23 protein-coding genes are annotated in these 26021 nt (G+C 45.5%); 5 read left to right on the top strand and 18 right to left on the bottom strand.

The window, feature by feature from the left end:
- Positions 1–3: 3 nt before the first annotated feature.
- The 3 genes from MHI06_RS08920 to MHI06_RS08910 all read right to left on the bottom strand — a co-directional run bounded on the left by MHI06_RS08920 (position 4) and on the right by MHI06_RS08910 (position 3061).
- Entirely contained in the window at positions 4–969 is a 966-nt protein-coding gene (locus MHI06_RS08920) for a MoxR family ATPase (protein WP_340401242.1), read from the bottom strand.
- Between the two features lie 121 nt (positions 970–1090).
- Complete coding sequence (locus MHI06_RS08915) at positions 1091–2197, bottom strand: PAS domain-containing sensor histidine kinase (RefSeq protein ID WP_169478854.1); 1107 nt, start codon at positions 2195–2197, stop codon at positions 1091–1093.
- Positions 2198–2644: 447 nt separating this feature from the next.
- Entirely contained in the window at positions 2645–3061 is a 417-nt protein-coding gene (locus MHI06_RS08910; RefSeq protein ID WP_017689649.1) for a hypothetical protein, read from the bottom strand.
- A gap of 421 nt (positions 3062–3482) precedes the next feature.
- Here MHI06_RS08910 and MHI06_RS08905 point away from each other — a divergent pair, with 421 nt between their 5' ends.
- Positions 3483–5042 (top strand): IS1182 family transposase, encoded by a 1560-nt coding sequence (locus tag MHI06_RS08905; RefSeq protein ID WP_340398831.1) that lies wholly within the window; start codon positions 3483–3485, stop codon positions 5040–5042.
- Positions 5043–5154: 112 nt separating this feature from the next.
- Here the strand turns inward: MHI06_RS08905 and MHI06_RS08900 are convergent, their stop codons facing one another.
- Together MHI06_RS08900 and leuB are read right to left on the bottom strand one after the other, a co-directional pair.
- On the bottom strand, positions 5155–5694 hold the full coding sequence (locus tag MHI06_RS08900) for a peroxiredoxin (RefSeq protein WP_036610146.1): 540 nt from the start codon (positions 5692–5694) through the stop codon (positions 5155–5157).
- A gap of 276 nt (positions 5695–5970) precedes the next feature.
- Positions 5971–7056 carry a 3-isopropylmalate dehydrogenase gene (gene leuB / locus MHI06_RS08895; protein ID WP_340401241.1) on the bottom strand — a complete coding sequence of 362 codons (1086 nt, stop codon included), beginning with the start codon at positions 7054–7056 and terminating at the stop codon, positions 5971–5973.
- A gap of 232 nt (positions 7057–7288) precedes the next feature.
- Here leuB and MHI06_RS08890 point away from each other — a divergent pair, with 232 nt between their 5' ends.
- The gene (locus MHI06_RS08890; RefSeq protein ID WP_036669756.1) at positions 7289–8269 is read left to right on the top strand and encodes an aldo/keto reductase; all 981 of its coding nucleotides are present in this window, start codon (positions 7289–7291) and stop codon (positions 8267–8269) included.
- Between the two features lie 260 nt (positions 8270–8529).
- Here the strand turns inward: MHI06_RS08890 and MHI06_RS08885 are convergent, their stop codons facing one another.
- The 4 genes from MHI06_RS08885 to ilvB form a co-directional block, all read right to left on the bottom strand.
- The gene (locus MHI06_RS08885; RefSeq protein WP_340401240.1) at positions 8530–10071 is read right to left on the bottom strand and encodes a 2-isopropylmalate synthase; all 1542 of its coding nucleotides are present in this window, start codon (positions 10069–10071) and stop codon (positions 8530–8532) included.
- 139 nt (positions 10072–10210) lie between these two features.
- Positions 10211–11203, bottom strand: coding sequence for a ketol-acid reductoisomerase (gene ilvC, locus MHI06_RS08880; protein WP_036669754.1), 993 nt, complete (start codon positions 11201–11203; stop codon positions 10211–10213).
- A gap of 268 nt (positions 11204–11471) precedes the next feature.
- Positions 11472–11954 (bottom strand): acetolactate synthase small subunit, encoded by a 483-nt coding sequence (gene ilvN, locus MHI06_RS08875; protein ID WP_024628317.1) that lies wholly within the window; start codon positions 11952–11954, stop codon positions 11472–11474.
- Positions 11951–13702 (bottom strand): biosynthetic-type acetolactate synthase large subunit, encoded by a 1752-nt coding sequence (gene ilvB / locus MHI06_RS08870; RefSeq protein WP_340401239.1) that lies wholly within the window; start codon positions 13700–13702, stop codon positions 11951–11953. Before ilvB ends, ilvN begins: the two co-directional genes overlap by 4 nt.
- Positions 13703–14303: 601 nt before the next feature.
- Between ilvB and MHI06_RS08865 the strand changes: the two genes are divergently transcribed.
- A complete protein-coding gene (locus tag MHI06_RS08865) occupies positions 14304–14750 on the top strand; it encodes a GNAT family N-acetyltransferase (protein WP_340401238.1) in 447 nt (148 codons plus the stop codon).
- Between the two features lie 6 nt (positions 14751–14756).
- Here MHI06_RS08865 and MHI06_RS08860 read toward each other — a convergent pair whose 3' ends face one another.
- From MHI06_RS08860 to MHI06_RS08820, 9 genes are all read right to left on the bottom strand, one after another.
- Complete coding sequence (locus tag MHI06_RS08860; RefSeq protein WP_340401237.1) at positions 14757–15146, bottom strand: hypothetical protein; 390 nt, start codon at positions 15144–15146, stop codon at positions 14757–14759.
- 214 nt (positions 15147–15360) lie between these two features.
- A complete protein-coding gene (locus tag MHI06_RS08855) occupies positions 15361–16323 on the bottom strand; it encodes an ABC transporter permease (protein ID WP_340401236.1) in 963 nt (320 codons plus the stop codon).
- Positions 16324–17403 carry an ABC transporter permease gene (locus MHI06_RS08850; protein ID WP_340401235.1) on the bottom strand — a complete coding sequence of 360 codons (1080 nt, stop codon included), beginning with the start codon at positions 17401–17403 and terminating at the stop codon, positions 16324–16326.
- Complete coding sequence (locus tag MHI06_RS08845) at positions 17396–18934, bottom strand: ABC transporter ATP-binding protein (RefSeq protein ID WP_169478868.1); 1539 nt, start codon at positions 18932–18934, stop codon at positions 17396–17398. Before MHI06_RS08845 ends, MHI06_RS08850 begins: the two co-directional genes overlap by 8 nt.
- Before the next feature lie 184 nt (positions 18935–19118).
- The gene (locus MHI06_RS08840; protein ID WP_340401234.1) at positions 19119–20159 is read right to left on the bottom strand and encodes a BMP family ABC transporter substrate-binding protein; all 1041 of its coding nucleotides are present in this window, start codon (positions 20157–20159) and stop codon (positions 19119–19121) included.
- A gap of 578 nt (positions 20160–20737) precedes the next feature.
- Positions 20738–21097 (bottom strand): 50S ribosomal protein L20, encoded by a 360-nt coding sequence (rplT, locus tag MHI06_RS08835; RefSeq protein WP_017689664.1) that lies wholly within the window; start codon positions 21095–21097, stop codon positions 20738–20740.
- A gap of 88 nt (positions 21098–21185) precedes the next feature.
- Positions 21186–21389 carry a 50S ribosomal protein L35 gene (gene rpmI, locus MHI06_RS08830; RefSeq protein ID WP_017689665.1) on the bottom strand — a complete coding sequence of 68 codons (204 nt, stop codon included), beginning with the start codon at positions 21387–21389 and terminating at the stop codon, positions 21186–21188.
- 24 nt (positions 21390–21413) lie between these two features.
- Positions 21414–21908 (bottom strand): translation initiation factor IF-3, encoded by a 495-nt coding sequence (gene infC, locus MHI06_RS08825; RefSeq protein ID WP_062833422.1) that lies wholly within the window; start codon positions 21906–21908, stop codon positions 21414–21416.
- 345 nt (positions 21909–22253) lie between these two features.
- On the bottom strand, positions 22254–23492 hold the full coding sequence (locus MHI06_RS08820) for a glycosyltransferase family 2 protein (protein WP_169478871.1): 1239 nt from the start codon (positions 23490–23492) through the stop codon (positions 22254–22256).
- A 712-nt stretch (positions 23493–24204) separates the two neighbouring features.
- On the opposite strand from MHI06_RS08820, the gene MHI06_RS08815 reads away from it, so the two are divergent.
- Together MHI06_RS08815 and MHI06_RS08810 are read left to right on the top strand one after the other, a co-directional pair.
- Positions 24205–24732, top strand: coding sequence for a phosphatase PAP2 family protein (locus tag MHI06_RS08815; RefSeq protein ID WP_017689668.1), 528 nt, complete (start codon positions 24205–24207; stop codon positions 24730–24732).
- Positions 24733–24782: 50 nt separating this feature from the next.
- Positions 24783–25934 (top strand): glycosyltransferase, encoded by a 1152-nt coding sequence (locus MHI06_RS08810; protein ID WP_340401233.1) that lies wholly within the window; start codon positions 24783–24785, stop codon positions 25932–25934.
- Positions 25935–26021 lie beyond the last annotated feature (87 nt).

Genomic DNA, 26021 nt, shown 5'->3' with positions numbered 1-26021 from the left:
AGACTAACGCCCGCTTGTAGCGAGGTTCTCCGTTGGTACTTCTGTCTGATTCAGAAGTTCCTGGATGATACGCTCCGCCAAGCCTTCTTGTTGTCTGATCCGGTTACGGAATACAAGTCGGTGGGCCAGCACAGGCTCCGCCAGAACTTTAATATCATCCGGCAACACAAAGTCTCTGCCATGCAGTGCAGCCCAAGCCTGACTTGCCTTGAGTAATGCCTGAGCCCCTCGTGGACTTACGCCAAGCGAGAGCTCGGGATGTTGCCTTGTCGCTTCGGTTAACTGAATGATATATCGTAGCAAATCTTCGTTGATTTGCACTGTTTTATACGTATCCTGTGCCTTCATAAGTTCTTCACGACTGATCACTGCCGACAAATCATCAACAGAGCGGCTTGCCACCGTACGTCTCAAAATTTCTACACTCTCTTCACTGCTTGGATAACCCATACGAATTTTCATCATAAAGCGATCCATCTGCGCTTCAGGTAGCGGAAAAGTTCCCTGGTTATCTACAGGGTTCTGGGTGGCAATAACGATAAATGGCCGTTCCAACAGTCTCGTTGAACCGTCGATACTGATCTGGCGCTCTTCCATGCACTCCAGCAAACTTGATTGCGTACGTGGTGTAGCACGGTTAATCTCATCGGCTAATACAAGATTAGCGAACAAGGGGCCGGGTCTGAACTCAAAATCCCCTTCTTTTTGATTAAAGAAATGAATCCCTGTCAAGTCAGATGGCAGCAAGTCCGGTGTGAACTGTATACGCTGGAATGTGCAGTCCAATGAGGAGGCTACCGATTTGGCGAGCATCGTTTTCCCGGTACCCGGTACATCCTCCAGCAGTACATGTCCAGATGCTATGATCGCTGTCATCACCAGCTCTATGGTATGCTCTTTGCCCACGATCACTTTTCCCACGTTATCCATCAATTGTTGATTCATTCGTTCCATTCCTTGGATATCCATCGTATCTCATCCTTCCGTTAATGGAGCTTATGTATTCGCATTCATTACTAACTATAACCCTTTTTGGCAACAAAAAACAAAGGAGTCGGCCAATTGCCGACTCCTCTACGTCCCGCTCTTCTCAATATACCAAAGGTAACATAATCATAAACCGCGTACCTTCGCCTTTTTTGCTATCTACCGAGATGGTACCTCCGTGGTTCTTGATGATCCGGTAACTCACCGAGAGTCCCAGCCCCGTTCCACTCTCCTTGGTCGTGAAGAATGGATCAAACAGACGCACAAGTGTGTTATGGTCCATCCCCTGACCGTTATCGGCGATGGAGATCTGCACGAATTTATTTTCCGTAGCGGTAGATATCCGAATCAGACCGGTATGTTCTTCGCCGACTTCCTCAATAGCATCCATTGCATTTTTCACCATATTCAAAATAACCTGCTTAATCTGTTTGACATCGATGGACACATTCAGCGGGGCATTCCCTTCATCCAACGTGATCTCGCACCCCTTCATCAATCCTTCGCTCTCTGTCAGCAAGACCACCTCTTTAAGCAAAGAGTCGACAGACATCACAGTCTTCTGTGGCGCTGACGGTTTGGAAGAATTCAAGAATTCGTAGATGATGTCGTTCGCCCGATCAATCTCTGTCAGTATGATGCGAGCGTACTCGTCTTTGCCAAGCTGCAGCAGATGGGGCCGAAGCAACTGGATGAACCCACGGATTGCGGTTAACGGATTACGAATTTCATGAGCAATAGATGCTGAAATGCGCCCCAGCATCGCAAGTTTGTCATTTTGATAAGCGGTCTGTTCAATCTGTTTATAATCAGATACATCCTTGACACTGAACAAGAAGTCTCCGTCCATCTGATCCCCGTACGTCACAGTAACCAGCCAATGCCTTCCGTACTCATCAATCAACTCATGATAGCGCTTACGGTGGAAGATGGTTTCCCGATAAATACGTAAAATTTTCTTTTTCTTGAATCGGCTCATCTGGGGATGATGCAGCATTTGCATCAGGGTGCAGCCGCTCAACAGACTTCTGGGAAGTTCCAACAACTTTGCCATCTGAACGTTAATAAACGTCAATACACCGTGACTGTCAAACAACATAATACCGCTATCCAGATGTTCCAGTACATTCTCATACTTGTTGTTATCCAGATGTACGGGCGGGAATCCATCCGTTGGTTGAGGCACTGTATCCTGAAATTCACTAATCATGTCAGGTTCCTCCTTTTCACGTAAATGATAAACTTGCCATTCGGACATCATATCATCACAGAAACAGGAAGGGCCGATTTTATTTTTCATTACCGGTGCCCTTTCGTTGGGGGGCTGAGCCGAAAATATGGATGGCATGTCCGGAACTCAAGCTGGTCTATTCCCGGTAACCAACAGTCGATCCGGAAAATCATATACGTTTGTTCCATTCTGACATTCTCCTATTCCCAAACACGAACATTTTTTGCTCCGCCTCTTTTGCAAGTCTGTTTTTATCATAGACAAGTTTATAGAAGAGAGTCAATCGGAGAAAGTGTCGAATGGAAATTATTTTAAAAAAAACCTCGAATTAGTTCCAGATCAATGCACAAAAACGAAGCCATTTCACCCAACGGGCAAATCAGCTTCGTTTCTATTATCTTTACGTTATGAAATATCCGAGATCACCTATAGTCCGGTCTTATTATGCTGAATTTTCAGTCTGCGCTGACTCATCACAGCTAATCGACGTTTAAGTTCGCTTTCCCACTTCTCGTCTTTTGTTTCTTTCGCGAGCCTGAGCAGATCCAGAGCCATATCAATCTGGCGCTGCACAATGACCATAGCATCCTCACTCTCACGGTTTACACAGTTTTCGAAAATCGCATCCTCATCTTCTGTTACATAATCTTGAAAATCGATCTCGGACGCACCGTCTCCATGCGCATATTCAGCAAGAATTTCATATTCATTTTCCACTTTATAATGCACCTCAACCCGATGACACACCGGGCAAAACAGCAGGGGAACATTATGAACCTGGGTGCGGTAATGCTTCAGCGTGCCCTTCGTTCCAACCATACTTGCCCCACAACAGTAACTCATTTTTGTTCACCCTCCTTATTACGTGCCGGGACTTTTTATTAAAATGCAATCCCGTACACTTCCAGCACTTCCGAAAAGGAATAGTTCCATCAGTGTATCACATTCATGTACAGATTATAAATGCAGAGCACCGGAATATTTACCGGGTTTCCATACCCTATTCGCCTTGAAGGCCATCAATTCCTCTTTCAACAGATAAAAAGAAGACTTTCTCTTAATACATCATTAACACGTTTAGCTGCTTGTTCAAACACTTTTGATTAACTTCGTGATAACTTCCGGCAAAAGGGTGCAAAAAGGGGCTGTCCCATAAGTCATAAAATGGCTAGAGACAGCTCTGTTTTCAAAATTGTAAAACAAAAAGAAACCGTTCCTTGGTAAAATGGAAGTGCGACCCACCATTTGAAAGGAGACGGTTTCTTTGTACATTCAATATACCATGGATCAACTTTTCTTGCCAATGGATTTGGAGACAGATATCCCCAAAAATCACCTCGTTCGTGTTGTGAATAACGCAATCAATCGCCTCAGCGATTCCATTTTTAACTCGGCGTATCCTGGCGGGGGTCGCCATAGCTATCATCCCAAAATGCTCACCAAAATCATCATCTACGCCTACACCCAGCGCATCTATTCTTCCCGGCAAATTGCCAAGGCGGTTCGCGAAAATATCATGTTCATGTGGATAGCCGGGCGGCAACAACCGGATTTCCGGACCATTAATCGCTTTCGTTCCGAGCGGATGAAAGAGGTCTTGGAAACTGTGTTTACCCATGTGCTGGAGCTGTTGGTTCAGGAGCAATACGTGTCCTTGGATCACTATTTTTTGGACGGAACCAAGCTTGAAGCGAATGCGAATCGCTACACCTTTGTGTGGAAAAAAGCCGTCGTCAAGCACCAGGCCAAGCTGCAAGAAAAAGTACATACCTTGTTTCAAGCCATCGAAGAAGCGGAAAACGAAGAAGATACCCTCCACACCGGAACCGACCTGCCTGAACTTGGCGAAGTCTCGGCTCTCACTGCGGAAAAACTGGAACAAGCCGTCAAGCAATTGGAGGAAAAGCTAAGCGAAAAACCGAAGAGCAAAACATTAAAAAAAGCGGTGCGACAGTTGTGCAAAGACTTCCTGCCCCGGTTGCAAAAGTATGAGCATCAGATCCAAACTGCTGGTGAGCGGGGCAGTTACAGCAAAACCGATCCAGATGCGACGTTCATGCGAATGAAAGAAGACCACATGCGAAATGGTCAACTAAAGCCTGGATACAATGTACAAATCGGAACGGAAAACCAGTTTGTATTGGGCTACAGTGTACACCAGCGGCCCACGGACACCAAATGTCTGAAACCGCACCTGGATCATCTGGAAGAGCAGCTTGGTAAAAGAGTGAAAACCGTCATTGCCGATGCCGGGTATGGAAGCGAAGAAAATTACAGCTATTTGGAAGAAAAAAACATCCACGGCATCGTCAAATACGGAACATACCATAAAGAGAAAACGAGGGCATGGAAGCAAGCGCTGGGCAAAGTGGACCACTGGAGCTACAACGAAACCGAAGATACATGGACCTGTGCGGCAGGGCAAACGTTACCATTCCGGTATGAAAGTCAGGCGGTCACGGAGAGTGGCTACGCGATTCGAACCCGCCATTATCGAAGTGCAGACTGTAGCGAATGTCCCCTGAAAACCAAATGCACAACAGCGAAAGGCAATCGGGAGATTACCGTCAGTCTTACCTATATGCGTCAAAAAAACGAGATGCGGGAACGGTTACGTAGTGAGGAAGGATATACCCTTTCAGTTCGGCGCATGACGGAGCCTGAGAGTGTGTTTGGACAAATTAAAAATAACCGGGGATTCCGAAGATTCCTGCTTCGCGGCTTGCAAAAAGTGAGCCTGGAGGTTGGGTGGCTTTGCCTTGCCCACAATCTACTCAAAAAAGCCACATTGACAGAAAAACGCAAAAAGGACAAAGCAGAATAAACCTCTGCTTTGTCCTTTTTTGAACGTATGCGTGGTATTTCTTTTTGCCTATACTTTTTTCAAGGGCTTTTGAGACAGCCCCTTGAACAAAAACCGTTCAAGTTAACCTGGCTTACAGGTTAGTGTCGCCTGGTTTCCAGTTCATTGCACACAATCCGCCGGATTGCAGTGCTTGCAGTACGCGAAGTGTTTCTTCAACACTACGGCCTACATCGTTGTGGTTAACCACTTGATATTTCAGTTCGCCTTCTGGATCGATGATGAACAGACCGCGCAATGCTACGCCTTCTTCTTCGATCAGAACGCCGTAATCTTTAGCCACTTGCTTCGTGATGTCGGAAGCCAATGGGAAGTTCAATTGACCGAGACCATTGCTGTCTACAGGTGTATTGATCCATGCTTTGTGGCTGTGCACGGAGTCTACGCTCACGCCAAGGATTTCAGTATCCAAAGCTTTGAATTGCTCGGAAGCAACGCTCAAAGCTGTAATTTCAGTTGGGCACACAAATGTGAAGTCCAAAGGATAAAAGAAGAATACGAGCCATTTGCCACGATAATCGGACAGTTTAACGGAACCAAAGTCTTGTCCGTCTCCCGATACTGTTTCCATTGCGAAATCCGGTGCTGGTCTACCTACCAAACGTTCTGCCATAACTAAAAATTCCTCCTTTGGGATTATGTAAGCATCCTTGCGGATTGCTCATCATCAAGAAAAACGCGTACGCTTTTCCTGTAATTAAAATGTTTGAACCTCGATAACAAGTACAAGTAAAATGTTATCATCCGGACTTCCCAAAGTCAAGATTATAAACATTATTTTTTTATAATCATTATAAATAAGGATTTTTCGTGCCAAAATTATAAAGGAACAGCCCTCTGTACATTCCATAATTGGAAACAAAGGGCTGCCATGTTGTTGGAAATATAATTACGCCTGTTTCTGAATAGCCGCGACGATCAAATCGCCCATTTCAGTTGTACTGATCGCTGTGCTCTTGTCTACAGCAATATCACTCGTGCGGTGTCCCGCGTTCAGTACATCAGATACAGCTGCTTCGATAGCATCCGCGCCTTCTGCATAACCAAAGGTTGTGCGGAACATCAGCGCCAAAGAGAGAATGGTTGCAATCGGGTTAGCAAGGCCTTGACCTGAGATATCCGGTGCAGAACCGTGTACCGGCTCATAGAGTCCAAAGCTACCCTCTCCCAGTGATGCAGATGCTAGCATGCCGATGGAACCCGTCAGCATCGCTGCTTCATCACTCAGGATATCTCCGAACATATTTTCAGTAACGATAACATCGAAGCTGGCTGGACGACGCAACAATTGCATCGCGCAGTTGTCCACAAGTACATGCTCCAGTTCAACATCCGGATAATCCGGTGCTACCCGGTTCACGACTTCGCGCCAGAGACGGGAAGTTTCCAATACGTTGGCTTTGTCTACCGAAGCCAGCTTTTTGCGACGTCCTTGCGCAATTTCGAATGCCTGACGAACGATCCGCTCCACTTCCGTTACATTATATGCACAAGTATCTACTGCCTCTTCGCCCTGTGCACTTTCACGTCTGAACTTCTCACCGAAGTAGATCCCACCAGTCAACTCACGTACCACCATCAGATCCGTACCTTCCAGTACTTCAGGCTTCAGAGTTGAAGCATCCTTCAGGCAATCAAATACGACAGCCGGACGCAAGTTGGAGAACAATCCGAGCGCTTTACGAATACCCAGCAAGCCTGTTTCCGGACGAAGTTCCTTGCTGTTGTTATCCCATTTCGGACCGCCAACCGCTCCAAGCAGGACCGCATCTGCACTTTTACATACCGTCAGTGTTTCTTCTGGAAGAGGTGTACCCTTCTCATCAATCGCGATTCCACCAAACAAAGCATGCTCTGTCTCAAAACGATAACCGAATACTTCCTCTGTACGTTTAAGAACTTTCTCAGCCTCAGCTACGACTTCAGGACCGATTCCGTCACCTGCAATAACTGCAATTTTTTTCACGTCTGCCATGGGTTGTCCACTCCTTATATTTCATTCATTAATTATTCTTAAAGTAACGTCTCATATTAACTCTCTCTTTTGTATCATATTCCAAGGTCATTTGACCAAGATATACAATCTATGACTTTAATAGATTTTACCTATAAGCTAATAGAGATTAGCTTTCACAAGTTGTTCCCGACCCTCCCGGTAGGGTAAAATATAGCTGAATTCAAATCAGTACGCAGGAGGGATAGTTAACATGCAATATTCGTATTTGGGTAAATCAGGCCTTAAGGTCAGCCGAATCTGTCTTGGTACCATGAATTTCGGGCCTGCTACAGATGAGAAAGAAGCTTTCCGCATTATGGACGCAGCACTCGATGCAGGCGTGAACTTTTTTGATACCGCTAACATCTACGGTTGGGGTGAGAATTCCGGACTTACCGAAGAAATTATCGGACGCTGGTTCAATCAGGGCGGTGGCAGACGTGAAAAAGTAGTGCTGGCCACCAAAGTCTATGGCTCCATGCATGATGATACAGACGGACCCAACAACGAAGCCGGACTATCCGCCTATAAAATCAGACGTCATCTGGAGGGTTCCCTCCGCCGCTTGCAGACGGATCATATCGAACTGTACCAGATGCACCATGTGGACCCTGCCATATCGTGGGACGAGCTGTGGGGTTCGTTCGAGAATGCCGTTCATCAGGGAAAAATCGGTTATGTAGGGTCTAGTAACTTTGCTGCATGGCAGATTGCAATCGCTCAAAGTGAAGCCAAGAATCGCCATTTCCTCGGCCTGGTTTCCGAACAACATAAATATAGCCTCAACTGTCGTTTACCTGAACTGGAAGTATTGCCCGCCGCCAAAGAACTGGGTCTCGGCGTCATCCCATGGAGTCCACTGGATGGTGGATTATTGGGACGTAATGCGCTTCAAAAACTGGAAGGAACACGCAGTGGAGGTATCGCTGGACGGATCGAGCAGCAGCAAACTCAGCTTGAAGACTTCGCAGCACTCTGTCGTGATCTCGGTGAACCACAGGATACGGTAGCCTTGGCCTGGGTTGCAGCCAATCCGGCAGTGACTGCCCCGATTATCGGACCGCGTACACTGGAGCAGTTTGAAACTGCACTCAAATGTCTGGATGTGACTTTGGATGAAGCCGTGCTCAAACGTCTGGATGAGATTTTCCCGGGTCCAGGTGGACATGCACCTAATGCTTACGCGTGGTAACAGCTTGATAGCGTAAGCTGAAGCAATAGATAGCCGTATAACATGCACTGTGTTCCACTGCCATAATCATATAAATAAAAGCAAAAGAGTCTGACCCTCCATAAGAGAGTCAGACTCTTTACGTACCTCACTGAACAGAGCAAAGCAGGCCGAACGATCTTCTATATCCGTTAAGATTAAGACAGATCATCCTGGCAGTTTACATGCGTTCCAGCTTGAAATTCAGTTCAATGAAGGATTCGTGCTTGCTGCACCAGAACTTACAGGTTCACGTTTACACGGTTCGTATATGTTTTGCGTTTCTCAATCAATTGGTTCAGACCGTCCACATAGGCACGTGCACTTGCACCCAGTATATCCGTGCTCACGCCACGTCCTTGTACCGAAACCTGATTTTGAGTCAGCACAACATGTACTTCACCCAATGCATCCTTACCGTGCGTTACCGATTTGATGGAATAGTCAGACAACGTTACCTCTTCCCCACTCACCTGATCAATCGCATTGTAGATTGCATCTACCGATCCATTACCCTCTGCTTGCTTCTCAACCGTATCCCCGTCAAGCGTCGCAATGCGAACTTTGGCCGTTGGTACCGATTCATCTCCGTACGTAACGAAAATCGATTCCAGCTTATACACCTCAGGTGCATCCTGCAATTTCTCTTCAATTACTGCGAGCAGATCTTCGTCAGTCACTTCTTTCTTCTTATCAGCCAGATCTTTGAACTGGGCGAAAGCCCGATTCAACGCTTCTTCTTCCAGCTCATATCCCAGATCAATCAACCGCTCACGGAACGCATGACGACCGGAATGTTTACCCAGTACGAGCTTGCTTTCTTTCAAACCGATGGACTCTGGAGTCATGATCTCGTACGTGGTTTTTTCCTTCAGCATACCGTCTTGGTGAATGCCTGATTCATGTGCGAAGGCGTTTGCTCCAACAATGGCTTTGTTTCCAGGTACAACCATACCTGTCAAACGGCTAACCAGACGACTGGTCCGTGCAATCTCAGACAACTGCAGCGATGTTTTTGCCTGGAAAAATTCCTGACGTGTCTCCAGCGCCATAGCAATCTCTTCGATCGCCGTGTTCCCTGCACGTTCACCAATGCCATTGATCGTACCTTCGATCTGATCGGCTCCGTTGAGAATGGCTGCAAGTGTGTTGGCTGTCGCCATACCCAAGTCATTATGACAGTGGGCACTCAGCTGTACCTTTTCAATACCGTACACATTCTCCTTGAGATGTTTGAAAATGTTTCCGTATTCATATGGGCTCAGGTAGCCTACTGTGTCCGGAATATTCACCACGGCCGCACCCTCTTCAACAGCCATATTCACCATTTCCACGAGGAAATCATACTCGGTACGACCTGCATCCTCAAGCGAGAATTCGATCTTCGAGAATGTTTTCTTCGCATAACGAATTGCAGAACGAGCTGTATCCAGTACTTGCGTTTTGTCCATACGCAATTTATGTTGGCGGTGAATAGGTGAAGTTGCCAGGAAAACGTGAATGCACGGATCCTGTGCACCTTTAAGTGCTTCCTTAACCGCATCAATATCTTGCTCTCTGGAACGGGACAAGCCAATTACGGTCACATTTTTGACCGCATTTGCGACTGCATTGACAGCTGCCAGGTCACCTGGAGATGCCGCCGGGAAACCAGCTTCCATCCGGTCAATGCCAAGCCGCTCGAGCTGATGGGCAATTTCCACCTTTTCACGAGTGTTCAGATTGACTCCCGGGGATTGCTCTCCATCACGCAGCGTTGTGTCAAATACATAGATTTTACGCACGCTTCGCACCTCCTGTACTTGTATTATATTGTTTCTCTGAACCAGCAATAGCGGCTCACGCATAAGCACGGCCGCTATTCCCAGTTAAAGCTCTAATTTTACTTGAATACCTTAAAGTGCATGTTTTAAAAGTTAATGCTTACTTCTTGATCCAGTGCATCATCTCACGCAATTGTCCGCCAACCACTTCGATTGGGTGTTCAGCTTCGTTACGACGAGTAGCTGTCAAGAATGCACGTCCGGATTGGTTTTCCAGAATGAAGTCACGTGCGAATTTACCTTGTTGGATATCCGTCAGCACTTCTTTCATTGCTTTCTTCGTATCTTCAGTTACCACGCGAGGTCCAGTTACATAGTCACCGTACTCAGCTGTGTTACTGATGGAATCACGCATGCTTGAAAGTCCGCCTTCATACATCATGTCAACGATCAGCTTCAGTTCGTGCAGACATTCGAAGTATGCCATTTCAGGAGCGTAACCCGCTTCTGTCAATGTTTCGAATCCAGCTTTTACCAACGCACTCACGCCACCACACAGAACCGCTTGCTCACCGAACAAATCTGTTTCTGTTTCTTCACGGAAGGAAGTTTCGATAACCCCTGCGCGTGTACAACCGATACCTTTAGCATAAGCCAAACCGATTTCTTTAGCTTTACCCGTTGCATCTTGCTCGATCGCGATCAGGCCCGGTACACCAAAACCTTCCACATAAGTACGACGTACCATGTGACCAGGGGACTTAGGAGCTACCAGCAATACATCACTGTTTTTTGGAGCAACGATTTGACCGAAATGCACGTTGAAACCGTGTGAGAAGAGCAATGCTGCGCCTTCTTTGAGGTTTGGTTCGATTTCGTTTTTGTATACAGAAGCTTGCGTTTCGTCAGGCAGCAAGATTTGAACTACATCTGCGCGGCTTGTTGCTTCAGCCGGGGACAGAACTTCAAATCCGTCATTTTTTGCAGTGTCAAAGGATTTACCTTCACGAAGTCCGATGACTACGTTCAATCCGCTATCACGAAGGTTTTGGGCTTGGGCGTGGCCCTGGCTACCATAACCGATTACCGCGATCGTTTTTCCTTTCAATACGTTAAGCTCTGCATCCTGTTCATAATAAGTAGTTACTGGCATGTTTATAAGTCCTCCTTTGTATTGTAAAGAACCCTTCATTAATGAGCGGGTGTCTCAATGGACCGGCTCGCTTGGTGTGTCGAAAGCGTCTCTGGTCTGATCCGATCCGATCCGTTCAGACACCCGCCCATTAATGCGGGAATGTAGCTATATTTTCAAGCGTTACATCACTAAAATGTTACCTTATACCTGTTAAGGGACAGACACTCTCACATAAGATCAACTATATATGTTAGCTAACCGTCGCCCCTTTTTATTCATTATAACCTTATACGTTGCCGCGTACCAATGCAGTTATGCCTGTACGAGATAATTCGCGAATGCCGTATGGCTTGAGCAATTCAATCATCGCATCAATTTTATCCGTATCTCCGACTACCTGGACAATCAGGCTGCCTGGACCAACATCTACAACGGATGCGCGGAATGTTTCCACCACACCCAGAATTTCTGGACGTTCGGAAGGCTCAGCTTTTACCTTAATCAATGCAAGTTCACGAGCTACCATCGGTTTCAGGCTGAAATCAACCACTTTAATGACATCGATGATTTTGTACAGTTGTTTCTCAATCTGCTCCAGTGTTTTATCGTCACCAATGGTGACAATAACCATCCGGGAGAGTCCGGGTTCTTCCGATTGACCTACTGTAATACTCTCAATGTTAAATCCGCGTCGACCGAACAACCCTGATACACGCTGAAGGACGCCTGGCTGATCGTTTACCAATATTGAAATCGTATGTCTAATCATTCCTCAGCATCCCCCATCAACATTTGATCAATTGTTGCTCCCTGCGGAACCATTGGATACACATTTTCATCCTTGCGTACTACGAATTCGACAACGACTGGTCCTGGTGTATCCAGAGCTTCCTGCCAAGCACGCGCCGCTTCTTCTTTATTCGTTGCACGCAATCCTTTCACGCCATATGCTTCAGCCAGTTTTACAAAATCCGGACTTCCTGCCAGATCAATGTGGCTGTAACGATTCTCATAGATGAGTTCCTGCCATTGGCGAACCATTCCGAGTACCTGATTGTTAATGATCACAATTTTTACCGGTATATTGTTAATGGCACAGATTGCGAGTTCTTGGGAACACATCTGCATTCCACCATCACCGTTAATGGAGATAACGAGTCTGTCCGGATTGGCCATCTGAGCACCAATGGCAGAAGGGAATCCAAAGCCCATCGTTCCGAGACCACCCGAAGTTACCCATGAACGTGGTTGATTAAACTTGTAATATTGTGCTGCCCACATCTGATGTTGTCCCACATCCGTAGTCACAATCGCTTCACCTTTGGTTGTATCATTCAACATTTCAACAACCCACTGCGGTTTCAGCACTTCGTCTGAATCCTTATAGCTGTATGGCTTCTCTTGTTTCCACTGCTTGATCTGGTCTCTCCATGCATCTGCACGCTCTGCACGCCCAACTTCTTTGTTGGCTATTTCAAGTACCGTCTTCACATCACCAACGATTGGAATATCGGTTGCAATATTTTTACCAATCTCAGCCGGATCAATATCGATATGAACGATTTTGGCATGTGGAGCGAATCCCTCCAGCTTACCTGTTACCCGATCATCGAATCGTGCCCCGATGTTAATCAGCAGATCCGACTGTTGGATGGCCAGGTTAGATGTGTATGTTCCGTGCATTCCCGGCATCCCTGTCCATAGTTCATGCCCACTTGGGAATGCACCAAGACCCAGAAGGGTTGTCGTAATTGGAATGCCTGTCTTCTCAACAAATTCGAACAGTTCTTCATGTCCTCCCGAGTATACCACACCGCCACCGGCCAGAATCATTGGACGTTCTGCTTCCTGAATGGCCTGAGCCAAACGGTCAACCTGCAGTTTGTTTGGTACTGTCCGTGGATTGTACCCTCTTAATGTAACAGGTTCAGTACTCGGTTCAAACAAGGTTTTGTTGGCTGAGACATCTTTCGGAATGTCGATCAGTACAGGACCTTTACGGCCGGTGTTGGCAATATGGAATGCCTCATGAATGATACTCGACAAATCTTTAACATCTTTTACCAGATAGCTGTGTTTGGTGATCGGCATTGTAATCCCGGTAATATCCGCTTCCTGGAAAGCATCCGAGCCGATCAGGCTGGAATTGACATTTCCCGTAATGACAACCAGCGGCACGGAATCCATATATGCCGTGGCTATTCCAGTAACCAGATTGGTTGCTCCCGGCCCGGAGGTAGCGATACAAACACCGACTTTGCCGCTTGCACGTGCATATCCGTCAGCTGCATGAATTGCACCTTGTTCGTGACGGGTTAAGACGTGTTTGAAGTCCTCGAAACCATACATTGCATCGTAAATGTACAACACTGCGCCACCCGGGTAACCAAATACGCAATCCACACCTTCAAGCAACAAGCTTCTCAGCAAAATCTCGGAACCGCTAATGACCTCCGGCTTCATCCATTTTTCACGTAATTCATCTGTCGATCGTACTTCTGGAATTTGAGCTCCCATTAGTCATCCTCCTCTCGGAATTTACACCATTCTGACATTTAAAGTTACAAAAAAAACCTTCCATCCCCTGCAAACAAGTTCATGCTTGCGAGGGACGAAAGGTTATCGCTTCCGTGGTACCACCCAACTTTGTCCGAAATTTCGCAATAACGGACCTTACCAGGTACAACAAAACGAATAGCTCAAACGAACATAGTCGTTTCCCATACCTGTTGTCTGTAACGCAGACATACGATTTTCCCTAATACGCGAAAGGAGTGACATCCAGTGCTTTTCAGGAAAACAGCTCCGAGGTGAGCTCGTATATAAGGGATAATGGTGGTGGTTTCAGCAATTCCAGCCACTCTCTGAGCAAAAGAGCCCTTAAAACTTCGTCCTCTTCATAGCCGATGAAATATTCTCGTTAAATGTTAGGAACATTATATGATTCCTCTAACCGATAAGTCAATACCTGTTTTGCATAAAAATTCAGAGCACCTTCCATCCTCCCTCTTCAGCCTTTAAGGTTGCCCTAATCCCAGCGCTTCATTCAGTCACCTTTTATCTTGCTTCGGGCATAGGATATACGAGCAGCACGACTGGTCCTGAAAGGAGGCTCCGCATGGTGATTCGGCAACGCACATCCAAGCTGGATGATGGCGCCATCATGAAGCTGATTGACACTCAACTTGTTCCTTTATCCCATATGAGCGAAAAGGAAATTAATAAAATCCGCAAAGAAATACCCCTGCGAATGAACAGGGGCATGACCTTTGTTGTCTCGCCGGAGCCAGACAAAGCTGCTGTGGCATTCATCCATTTTCTCATGCATGGGGAACTTCTCTATGTCGATATGATGGCTGTTAGTCCGAAAGAACAACGCAAACGTTACGGGCAAACTTTGTTACTCAAAGCAGAGAGCTTTGCGGCATCGCGGGGTTGTAAAAGATCGAAAGTCATGGTGGATGAAGGCAATACCAAAGGACTTCAGTTTTATCAAAAAAATGGATATCATGCGATTCGATACATCATGATAAGCCGTTGCTACGAATTGGAAAAAACATTATAGAATGTCCTAGAAAAATCCTGGGGGGCGTGGACCTGGACCATAAGGGCCGAATCCAGGACCAGGTCCATATCCGCCACCAGGTCCTCCAGGTCCATATCCCGGTCCGTAGCCTGGACCATATCCAGGGCCTGGTTTTGGTCCAGGTCCATATCCGGGACCGAAGCCGGGACCACCTCCATAAGCATAAGGCAGTGTGACAATAGCAAGCAGATCAAACAATACCAGTGGCAGAATCGCTTTTGTACGTACTTTTTTGCCATTCAAACGCTTGAGTACCAGTTTGTTGCCCGATACTTTCAACAGCTTTCCCGTAACCCGAGTGCCGTCTTTTTTGATTGCAACAATATTTTTGCCTATTAATTTCATCGCTTCATCACGCGTAACTTGTTGTTTCATACTTTCCCCTCCTCCTCGGATCGTTCAAAACAGTGTATTCGTCCATCACTGAATTCGCCTGTTTCTTTGTCCCTACCTGAAAATATGGGTATCTGCACGAGAACCAAGTTAAGCATGTAAAAGTCGATGGGCGTTCAAGAAAACAAAAAAAGGCCCGCACAAGGCGGACCCTTTATCAAAACTCTGAATAGCTAAACTGATATGGAAAAGGTTGTTACCTTTTACCCGGATCATATGCTTCACCTAGTGCAGACGGAGCCGAAGAACGTCCAACCGCTGCAACGAGAACGATGATGGTAAGCAGGTAAGGCAACATAAAAATAATTTCCTGGGGAATACTTTGTGACCATTCAAACAACTGTACATAGTTTCGGATCGCTTGTGAGAATCCAAAGAAGACAGCCGCACCAAAGGCACCAATCGGATTCCACTTACCAAAGATCATAGCTGCAATGGCAATATAACCTTGGCCGGAAACCGTATTGTGTGAGAATGTACCCGTAGTCGTCAACGTAATTGCAGCTCCACCAATGGCCGCAAGCGCACCACTGATCATAACGCCAATATAGCGATAACGAAGCACTTTAACACCAACCGTATCAGCCGCACTTGGATGTTCACCTACAGAACGAAGGCGCAGACCAAATGGCGTTTTGAACATGATGTAATACGTTAGGAATACGAACAGAATAGCCAGATATGTCGTTGGATATACGTTCTTGAAGAAGGCTTCTCCAAGCAAAGGAATCTCTTTCAAGAATGGCACATCAAACTTGCTGAAGCCTTGAACCAACGGTGAATCACCAGAACCTTCAAACAACAGTTTAACCAAATACAACGTACTTCCTGCTGCCAAAAAGTTAATGACGATACCACTGATAATCTGGTCTGCCTTAAATGTGATAGACGCAACGGCATGAATCAGCGATACCAGTACGCCCAATACAATCGCGAGCAAAACCCCCATCCAGGCCGATGTCGTTCCACCCATGCCCGCTTCTTGGGCATAATGCGCCCCGATTCCAGCTGCAAAGGCACCAAAGACCATAAAACCTTCAAGTCCAAGGTTGGTTACACCTGATTTTTCCGAAAAAATTCCGCCGAGTGATGCAAAAATCAATGCCGTAGCAAAGACAAGCGTCGTATTGATAATTTGCCCAATTGTCAACAAGTCCATCTACAACACCTTCTCTTTCTTACGCTTCGAATAGAACGGTTTAAGTATCCAGCGCACGATGCCTTGTGCCGCAATAAAGAAGATAATCGAACCGATCACAATCCGAATAATCTCAGGCGGAACATCCGCAGCAAAACTCATACCTGCAGATCCGTACGTGAGGGTACCGAACAGCACTGCTCCCAATAACACCCCAAACGGATGATTCAAACCAATCAGGGCAACCGCAATTCCGTCAAAACCTGTTCCCGGTGAACCTGACATTACAGTCTGGTACTGGAACACCCCGAGCACCTGGAATGCACCACCAAGACCGGCAAGCATACCACTGATGAACATCGCTTTTACGATATTCCGGTTAACATGCATACCTGCATATTCAGCCGCATTAGGGTTGTAACCTACCGCGCGGATTTCATAACCTTGTTTTGTTTTCCACATATAGATATAAAAGAGCACAGCCATCACAATGGCAATCAGCGTTCCCATGTGCACACGGGAGTTGCCCATCAGTTCAGAGAGCCATGTCAAACTAATCGAAGCCGATTCGCTGATATTCACGGAACGATTCTCACCTTTTAACAGCAAGAATTGGCGAACGATAAGGTTGGCCAAATACAGACCAATCCAGTTCAACATGATACTACTGATAACTTCATTGACCCCACGTGCTGCTTTCAGATAACCAGCAATCGCGGCCCAAAGACCACCAAACAATGCACCGGCAATCAAAGCCAGTGGCGCATGGAGGTAGATCGGCAAACCTGCAAACTTAACACCAACAAATGTTGCAGCTGTCATACCGACGAGAAATTGACCTTCTCCCCCGATGTTGAACAGCCCTGCACGTGATGCAAATGCAAATGCAAGTCCAGTCATGATCAGTGGTGTCATTTCACGTACCGCTTCACCAAAGTTGTACATGTCTCCAAATACCTTGGTGAACAATGCGCCATAGGCTTCAATCGGATTGTAACCACCGATCAGCATGACAATCCCACCGAGAATCAGACCCATAACAATGGCGACTACAGGCAAAATAAATGAATCTCGGGTAAACCATTTCAATACGTTATTCATGCGCAGTACCTCTCTTTTGGGTGCTGCCCGCCATCATCAAGCCGAGCTCCCTGTCATTGGTTTCTTCCGGCAGCACCTCGCCAACGATCTGGCCTTCATAGATAACAGCAATTCGGTCAGATACATTGATAATCTCATCAAGCTCAAATGAAATCAGCAGAACAGCCTTGCCTTGATCGCGTTGTGCAATCAGTTGCTTTTGCACGAACTCAATAGCCCCTACGTCCAAACCACGCGTTGGTTGGGCAGCAATAAGCAGTTCAGGGTTTTTATCCACCTCACGGGCGATAATGGCCTTCTGCTGGTTTCCTCCGGACAAGGAACGAGCTTTGGTCTCGATGCTTGGTGTACGCACGTCAAATGCCTCCACAAGCCGCTTCGCCTGCTTTTTGATCGCATCGAAGTTAAGGAACCCTTTACGGGTGTATGGTGCCTTATAGTACGATTCCAGAACGATATTTTCACTCACTGAAAAATCAAGTACAAGTCCGTGTTTATGTCGATCTTCTGGAATGTGGGCTACACCCGACTCCGAAATATGGCGCGGAGAATGATTGGACAGCTCCTTGCCCTCCAACAGAATCGAACCGCTCTCTACTTTACGAAGTCCGGTAAGGGCTTCAATCAGTTCACTTTGACCGTTACCATCCACGCCCGCGATTCCGACAATCTCTCCTGCACGTACGTTCAGGTTAAGTTGGTTCAGAACCGAAATACCTTCTTTATTCTTGGCAGTTAGTTTGCTGACTTCGAGCACATTGGCTCCAGGTGTAGCTGGTTTTTTGTCCACTTTGAATGTGACATTCCGACCTACCATTTTCTCTGCCAATTCATTCGGATTGGTTTCCGATGTTTTGACCGAATCAATCACTTTACCCCGACGGATAATCGTTACCGTATCGGAGATTTCCATGATCTCTTTCAGTTTGTGCGTGATCAAAATAATCGACTTTCCTTCAGCGACCAGCTTCTTCATGATGGTCATCAATTCTTTGATCTCTTGAGGAGTCAATACGGCGGTAGGCTCATCAAAAATCAGAATGTCTGCACCGCGATACAACGTTTTAACAATCTCTACACGCTGCTGCATTCCGACAGAGATATCATGAATTTTGGCATGAGGATTTACCTTGAGTCCATACTGTTCGGACAGACGCTGAACTTCAGCAGCTGCTTTTTTATAGTTAATATTGAGACCCTTCGTTGGTTCAGATCCCAAAATAATGTTCTCTGTTACCGTGAACGGCTGTACAAGCTTAAAGTGCTGATGCACCATGCCGATGCCAAGATCGATCGCTCGGTTAGGGCTGTCGATGATGACAGGCTTGCCATTCACTTCAATGGAACCTTCATCTGGCTGATAGAGACCAAATACAATATTCATCAACGTTGACTTACCAGCGCCATTTTCGCCCAGTAGCGCATGGATCTCGCCTTTACGAAGCTGAAGGCTGATGGCGTCGTTGGCAACAATGCCTGGGAAACGCTTCGTAATTTGTTTTAACTCAACGACGGGGGTTGCTGCACCCATGTAATCACCCTTATAACTGATATAGTGTGGTTCCGCAAACGAAAGAAAAGCTCCTACCGGAGCGTTGATATACAGTGACCTTGTACAATTGTTATGATGACTTGATCATATGTTCCTGTTCTTGCAATCATAAGGCCGGTCAAGACCGGCCCCAATGATTATTCTTTATGCCACGAAGATCAAATTACTCAGTAGGTACTTTGATTTCGCCGCTGATGATTTTTTCTTTGTACTCTTCTACTTTTGCAAGTGTATCAGCAGATACGTTCGCAGTAGAAGTATCAGCAATACCTACGCCGTTTTCTTTCAACGTCAGGTTTTCGGAACCGCCAGCAAATGTACCGTCGATTACTTCTTGGTTAACACGCTTAACAGCTTCGTCAACTTTTTTGATCATGGAAGTCAAAGTGATCTCATCACCAAACTCAAGAGATTGGTCTTTGTCAACACCGATAACCCATACATCTTGACCTTGTTTCTTACGAGCACTTGCTTCGTTAAACACACCGTTACCTGTTGCGCCAGAAGCGTGGAAGATAATATCTACGCCTTCATTGTAAAGTGTTGCTGCTGCTGCTTTACCCAAGTCAGGTTTATCAAATGCACCTGTATAGTTAGAAATGAATTGAGCATCAGGGTTAACTGCTTTAACGCCTTCTCTGAATCCTACTTCAAACTTCTTGATCAGTGGGCTTTCCATACCGCCAACAAAACCAATTTTGTTGGATTTCGTTGTCAGACCAGCTACAACACCAACCAGGTAAGAACCTTCTTCTTCAGCAAATGTTACGGATTTAACGTTAGGAACATCAACTACACTGTCAATGATCGCAAGTTTGGAATCAGGATTTTGCTCCGCAACAGTCTTGATTGCATCAGCCAATTGGAAACCAATACCCCAAGTCAGATCATATCCACCTTTAACGAATTCGTTCAGGTTAGGAATGTACTCTTCATCGGATTTACTTTGCAGATATTTAACTGCAGTACCTGTTTCTGTTTCAGTCGCTTGTAGAGCTTCCCAAGCGGATTGGTTAAAGGATTTGTCATTAACTCCACCTACGTCAGTAACCATACCGATGTTGAGATCGGATTTCGCTTCAGTGGATGTGCCACCTGTATCTCCTCCGGCATTTGTTTCTTCTTTCGGTTTGCTACCGCAACCTGCGAGCATAACCGATACCGCCAGCAACATTACCAAAGACAAGCTGAGCATCTTTTTCATTTTCTCTTTTTCCCCCTTAATGATATATCCTCATTCCAATCCAGCCTACAATTGAACGGTTAACAGATAGCAGGAATGACTTTTATGCAGAATGTATGGTTTCTTCGACATTAAAAGCGCATTCTCACCCTTGAAGCATCCAATCATCTGTCGAAAAACCGAACATTATGACATGGAGAGAAAAATTAGGACTAGCCTACTAGAGGTGATTATACAATCAACCAGTGTTAAAATCCAGATGTTTCATCACCAAATATCACATATTTTTGTTCTTTTTTTATTGAAAACGCTTAATAATTTAGCGATTTAACACACTAACGTTACAGCGATGTGATGTTATATAACAAAAACATACCGCAAACTTTAGTGATGTATGGAATTTACCTGTTTTCGTTTGTATTATTTCACCGTTCGTATTTTATGTATTACCATGGTCTGTTATTCACCAGTTATCTGGTTTCATTGTTCCCTTGCAGACTATAGCCTATTCGCTCTACTCATTCAGAGATTCATCTTCGGATTTCTTCCAAGCCGTAAAAAAAGCCGCCATATAGGTACGGCGGCTTGTATCATACAATTTAAGCGTTGATTTTGCCTTTAGCTACAGTAGCCAAAGAGTTGAACGCATTGATGTCGTTAACGGCCAGATCAGCCAACATTTTGCGGTTCATGTCTACTCCAGCAAGTTTCAAACCATGGATCAGTTTGTTGTAAGACAAACCATTCATACGTGCTGCAGCATTGATACGAACGATCCACAGTCTGCGGAAGTTACGTTTCGTGTTGCGACGGTCACGGTATGCGTATACCAAGGATTTCATTACTTGCTCGTTAGCTGTTTTAAAAATACGGTGTTTGGAACCGAAATAACCTCTTGCCAGTTTCAAAACCTTTTTATGACGACGACGTACTACAAAACCGCCTTTTACTCTTGCCATATTAAAGAACCTCCCAAATAAATATAAATGTATCCGTGGTATGTGTACGGCCGTAGCCGATCCCCCATACGGAATGTACTAATTAGAATTAGCCTTTCAAGTTAGCCAAACCTTGTTTCAAACGTCTAACATCCCCGGCAGCCATAACTGGGTTACCGTTCAGAACGCGCTTAGCACGTTTGGATTTGTGGGAAAGCAAGTGGTTTTTGTGAGCTTTGTAACGAAGGACTTTACCGGAACCGGTAATTTTGAAGCGTCCTTTCAAACTGCTGTGTGTTTTCATTTTAGGCATTTTGTGTTTCCTCCTCCAATGTTATCAGGCTTTAGGAGCCAAAATCATGATCATACTGCGGCCTTCCAATTTCGGTTGACGTTCAATAGTACAAAGTTCTGCAACTTCTACCTTAACGCGCTCCAAAATCCGTTGACCAATCGCGGCATGTGCAATTTCACGTCCGCGGTAACGAACAGAACATTTCACTTTGTCGCCTTCGTTCAAAAACTTAACTACATTACGAAGCTTCGTTTGATAATCGTGCTCCTCAATATTGGAACGGAACCATACTTCTTTAATGTCAACAATTTTCTGGTTCTTACGGGCTTCTTTTTCTTTCTTTTGTTGCTCATAGCGGAATTTGCCATAGTCCATAATGCGACACACCGGCGGTTTAGCCTGTGGTGCCACATTGACCAGATCCAAATTCAGGTCAATCGCCATTTGCAGTGCTTCGCGAATGGGCGTAATCCCAATTTGTTCTCCTTCAGCTCCGACAAGGCGTACTTCCTTCGCCCGAATCTCATCATTAATCATGTGATCTTTACTAATAACCGTCCACCTCCAGGTCATTTTGAATATCCTGTTACACAAAAATAAAAGGGATGCCGGTCAAGCTACCGACATCCCTGTAATCAACACAATTCTTCATGAGTATACACTTCATAAATTATTGGGATCGTTGACCAGCCAACATAGTGTTGATCAGGTGAGAAGTCGGACTTCTACTTGTGATTCCATTGCTATTCGTTTCAAATCCGTTTTAAAGCACTTGAATACTATAACACCCACGAAATGCATTGTCAACATCTTTATAACTTCATTTTCGAAAATTATACATTTGTTTATATCAGATGCCGACAAAGCATGCTTGCATGTTCCTTACCCTTGTTTGCTCTGTACCTCATCCAGCCGAACAACACGTGTGTGTTGCGTGTGACTCCACTGTTTGTTGTTCTGCGTAAAGAAAGCGTAGAACGTGATCGGGTACCATGACAGCAGGTAAATCGGGAACAAAATCAGATATAGATACACTTTGGCAAAGGTAACCTTCTCCAGCGCCATGGACAACAGGAACGTCAGAATATTCAGACCAATGGCCACGAATCCGACCCATAACGGGAAGTATCCATAAATATTCGCAATATGCGGACCTTTGAATATCGCCATGTCTACCCACATCGCAGCAGTCATCAGGAATGTAAGCAATACAACATAGACATTGGCTCCATAGATAGCAAGGTCGAATTTCACCAAGCTTCTTTCCTTAATGGACTGCCAGAGCAGCGGGAAGAAGTATCTACGTGCAACTGTAAAGTGGCCTTGCATCCAGCGCAGACGTTGTCGCGCTGAAGCTTTGAACGTTAATGGTTTCTCATCAAATACTTTAGCGTCATAGTTGAAAACAGGATACACATTACGTTGCACACTACGCATCGTAAACTCCAGATCCTCAACCAGACTTGTTGCGCCCCAGCCAATTTCCTTCAACAGGTTGGTCTCAAAGCACATTCCGGTGCCTCCGAGGAAGTTCGCCATATTCAAGTTATGACGAGACAACTGCCACAGACGGTTGATGTACCAGTAAGATACACCGTATGCTGCAGTAATCCAGGAATCCTCCGGATTTTTCGTATCAATGTATCCTTGGATAACACGCGAACCATTGTTCAAGTCATCATTCATCTCAAGCAAGAAGTTACGGTCAACCAGGTTATCCGCGTCAAACATGACAACTGCGTCATACTGACGTGGCAATTTCCACAGGTACTTAAGCATCCATTCGATAGCATACCCTTTACCTCTCAGATCGGCATTGGTACGTACGCAGGCATTCAACCCATGTTCTCTGACAATTTGAGCCGTACCATCCGTACAGTTGTCACAGATGACGAACACATCATACAGATCTTCCGGATAATCAAGTTGTTTCAAGTTCTCCATCAAAGCACCAATGACCTGTTCCTCATTGTGTGCTGCGACGAGTACAGCGAATGATTTTGTCGCCGGATAATGTTTCTTTTTCTTTTTCTTAATCAGACCGAACAGCGAAAACGTGAATTGGTACACGGCTAGCAGTGCCAGAATGACCTGCATCGTGACGAATATAGCGTCCAACATCGTTCTCTGTTACCCCCTTTTTTTCAAAACCCAGTTTACTTAAGCATTTCTCTTCCTGATTCTGCAATTTATTTTTTTGTAATCTGCAGAATATGACCCTGTTCTTTTGTGTACTACGTGAATATATCAGGCAATGTTTCAAAGCTTGGTTGCTATCAGTTGGCTGCTTTATCGATTCTGTATTCTTTTCAGTCATTTGTCAAAACCCCAATTCCACTTTCTGAAGCAGAAATGTGATCTTTAAACGCTGAATAGACACTTCGTGATACCACAACCTCGCATTCATGCCTGTTATATCTTATTTTCAGCCTTTTACTTGATTTTTATTTCTAAAGTCCCTGCTTTTTTCATCAGCATGTTATTCTTCGTCAGAGGCTCTATAACAAATAACGCATCCAGACCTCAAAAAGTTTAAACCAAAACTCACATTTTTTTTACCTCATTTCAGCCATGTTGAATCATTGTATCTTTTTTGGCTGACTCAAGTCAAAAAGTTAAGATGGGTATATATCCACTCTTTAACATGAATTTTACGTTCTTTACATGTGTTCTTCTTGAAAAGGACAACATTTAAAAATATGATAAACATATACCTGAAATAACCTCAAGTTCACGAAAAACGGTTATATACTAATCAGGACGAAACCGGATGCAGAAAAATCACCGGAAATACTGCCGCCATTACGGGCGGCCTGACTGGCAGGAGGCCAATATGAGCCGTTTATTCTTAAAGTTTCAAGATTATGATCGAAATGTTTTTATGTGGATCAACGGCCGACTTCATAATCGTTTTATGAATTTTTGGCTGTATTATTTCACCCATCTGGGTGGAGCAACTTCTTCTATTGCAATATCCTTGTTAATCTGGCTGCTCGCTCCAGCTCCATGGAGCACAACAGGACTACAGGCTTGTATCGCTCTTGCGGTCAGCCACATTCCCGTAGCCATCGCGAAAAAATTGTATCCCCGCATTCGGCCTTATCTGGCCTTGCCGGATACCATCACGTTCCGTAACCCCCTGACGGACCACTCGTTTCCCTCAGGACACACGACTGCCATTTTTTCGGTCACGGTTCCATTTATGACTACTGATCCGATCTTATTGCTAATATTGTTGCCTGTGGCCCTTATTGTCGGATTCTCTCGAATTTATCTGGGATTACACTATCCATCCGATGTTTTGGCAGGTGCCACAATAGGTACTTTAGTCGCACTTGCAACAGTTGCATTCTGGTCTTAAAGCCGATATGTTAGACTCAGAAAAACCTAGCAGGAACAGGTGAAGCAAGCGTGGAGAAAAAAAGAGTATTACTATTATCTGAAGGCTTTGGTACGGGTCATACTCAAGCCGCCTATGCACTGTCCAGCAATTTGCGAAAGCTGTCGCCAGACGTGCAGACGAAAGTGCTTGAACTGGGAAGTTTTTTAAATCCCAAGATGGCACCTCTAATTATAACGGCATACAAAAAAACGGTTACCAACCAACCCAAACTCGTGGGATATGTATACAGACATCAATATAAAAAATCATTGAACCGGCTGACAACACTGGCGCTGCATAAACTGTTCTACACACACACACGCAGCGTCGTGCATCAGTTACGTCCCAATGCGATCGTCTGTACCCATCCGATCCCAAGTGCTGTCATATCCAGACTGAAACGTCTGGGTGTACAGGTTCCCCTATGCACAGTCATCACCGACTATGATGCACATGGGACATGGATTAACCGTGAAGTAGACCTTTATCTGGTTTCTTCAGATGAGGTTAAGTCCAAACTAATGCTGCGTGGCGTACCAATAGACAAAATTCGAGTCACAGGCATTCCTGTGCATCCGAACTTCTGGGAGCATCCCGGACGAGATGAGATCCGAAGCAGATTTAACCTCAAGAACATGCCTACTGTACTGGTCATGGGAGGCGGTTGGGGGATGCTAAGTGACAAGTTGGTCCATCCGTTGCTCACTCGCTGGCACGAAGATATTCAGATCATCTTTTGTCTGGGGCGCAACGATAAAGCACGGATCAGCATGGAACAGAACCCCATGTATCGCAAAGAAAACATTCATATTATCGGGTACACGAACGAAATCGACAAATTGATGGAAGTATCCGACCTGTTGATCACCAAACCCGGGGGAATGACTTGCAGCGAAGGCTTGGCCAAAGGAATTCCAATGTTGTTTCACAACCCTATACCCGGTCAGGAAGAAGAAAACGTCCATTATTTTACCGCAAGAGGATTGGGAGAACCCATATCTTCGCTCGACGTAGTGGTCAAATGGATGAACAAACTGCTGCATCATTACCCGGATGTCGTACGTAAACGCAAACGCCATCTGGCGGAAATCGCAAAGGTTCATCCGATGGAGAGCGCTCAAAGTATTATCGATCTCCTGGAGGACGTTCGTCCTTCATCCGCAGAAGAGGCTCGTTTATGATTTTATCTCAAACGGGAAGTTGCTTCCCGCAGGCTTCGTCCATTCACGTCTCTAACCAACGGCTTCAAACAAGCCTGCAACCACATT

The sequence above is a fragment of the Paenibacillus sp. FSL H8-0079 genome (assembly GCF_037991315.1).
Taxonomy (GTDB): domain Bacteria; phylum Bacillota; class Bacilli; order Paenibacillales; family Paenibacillaceae; genus Paenibacillus.
Note: the sequence above shows the minus strand (reverse complement) of the source record. Positions and strands in the feature narration are given on the sequence as shown.

Coding starts and splice junctions, on each gene's coding strand:
- MHI06_RS08865 (WP_340401238.1), top strand. CDS start 14,304: ATGGTGATTCGGCAACGCACATCCAAGCTGGATGATGGCGCCATCATG.
- ilvB (WP_340401239.1), bottom strand. CDS start 13,702: ATGGGAGCTCAAATTCCAGAAGTACGATCGACAGATGAATTACGTGAA.
- MHI06_RS08910 (WP_017689649.1), bottom strand. CDS start 3,061: ATGAGTTACTGTTGTGGGGCAAGTATGGTTGGAACGAAGGGCACGCTG.
- ilvN (WP_024628317.1), bottom strand. CDS start 11,954: ATGATTAGACATACGATTTCAATATTGGTAAACGATCAGCCAGGCGTC.
- MHI06_RS08900 (WP_036610146.1), bottom strand. CDS start 5,694: ATGGCAGAACGTTTGGTAGGTAGACCAGCACCGGATTTCGCAATGGAA.
- MHI06_RS08840 (WP_340401234.1), bottom strand. CDS start 20,159: ATGAAAAAGATGCTCAGCTTGTCTTTGGTAATGTTGCTGGCGGTATCG.
- MHI06_RS08850 (WP_340401235.1), bottom strand. CDS start 17,403: ATGAATAACGTATTGAAATGGTTTACCCGAGATTCATTTATTTTGCCT.
- MHI06_RS08915 (WP_169478854.1), bottom strand. CDS start 2,197: ATGATTAGTGAATTTCAGGATACAGTGCCTCAACCAACGGATGGATTC.
- infC (WP_062833422.1), bottom strand. CDS start 21,908: ATGATTAATGATGAGATTCGGGCGAAGGAAGTACGCCTTGTCGGAGCT.
- MHI06_RS08845 (WP_169478868.1), bottom strand. CDS start 18,934: ATGGGTGCAGCAACCCCCGTCGTTGAGTTAAAACAAATTACGAAGCGT.
- MHI06_RS08820 (WP_169478871.1), bottom strand. CDS start 23,492: ATGTTGGACGCTATATTCGTCACGATGCAGGTCATTCTGGCACTGCTA.
- MHI06_RS08855 (WP_340401236.1), bottom strand. CDS start 16,323: ATGGACTTGTTGACAATTGGGCAAATTATCAATACGACGCTTGTCTTT.
- rplT (WP_017689664.1), bottom strand. CDS start 21,097: ATGGCAAGAGTAAAAGGCGGTTTTGTAGTACGTCGTCGTCATAAAAAG.
- leuB (WP_340401241.1), bottom strand. CDS start 7,056: ATGGCAGACGTGAAAAAAATTGCAGTTATTGCAGGTGACGGAATCGGT.
- MHI06_RS08890 (WP_036669756.1), top strand. CDS start 7,289: ATGCAATATTCGTATTTGGGTAAATCAGGCCTTAAGGTCAGCCGAATC.
- MHI06_RS08860 (WP_340401237.1), bottom strand. CDS start 15,146: ATGAAACAACAAGTTACGCGTGATGAAGCGATGAAATTAATAGGCAAA.
- MHI06_RS08815 (WP_017689668.1), top strand. CDS start 24,205: ATGAGCCGTTTATTCTTAAAGTTTCAAGATTATGATCGAAATGTTTTT.
- MHI06_RS08920 (WP_340401242.1), bottom strand. CDS start 969: ATGGATATCCAAGGAATGGAACGAATGAATCAACAATTGATGGATAAC.
- rpmI (WP_017689665.1), bottom strand. CDS start 21,389: ATGCCTAAAATGAAAACACACAGCAGTTTGAAAGGACGCTTCAAAATT.
- ilvC (WP_036669754.1), bottom strand. CDS start 11,203: ATGCCAGTAACTACTTATTATGAACAGGATGCAGAGCTTAACGTATTG.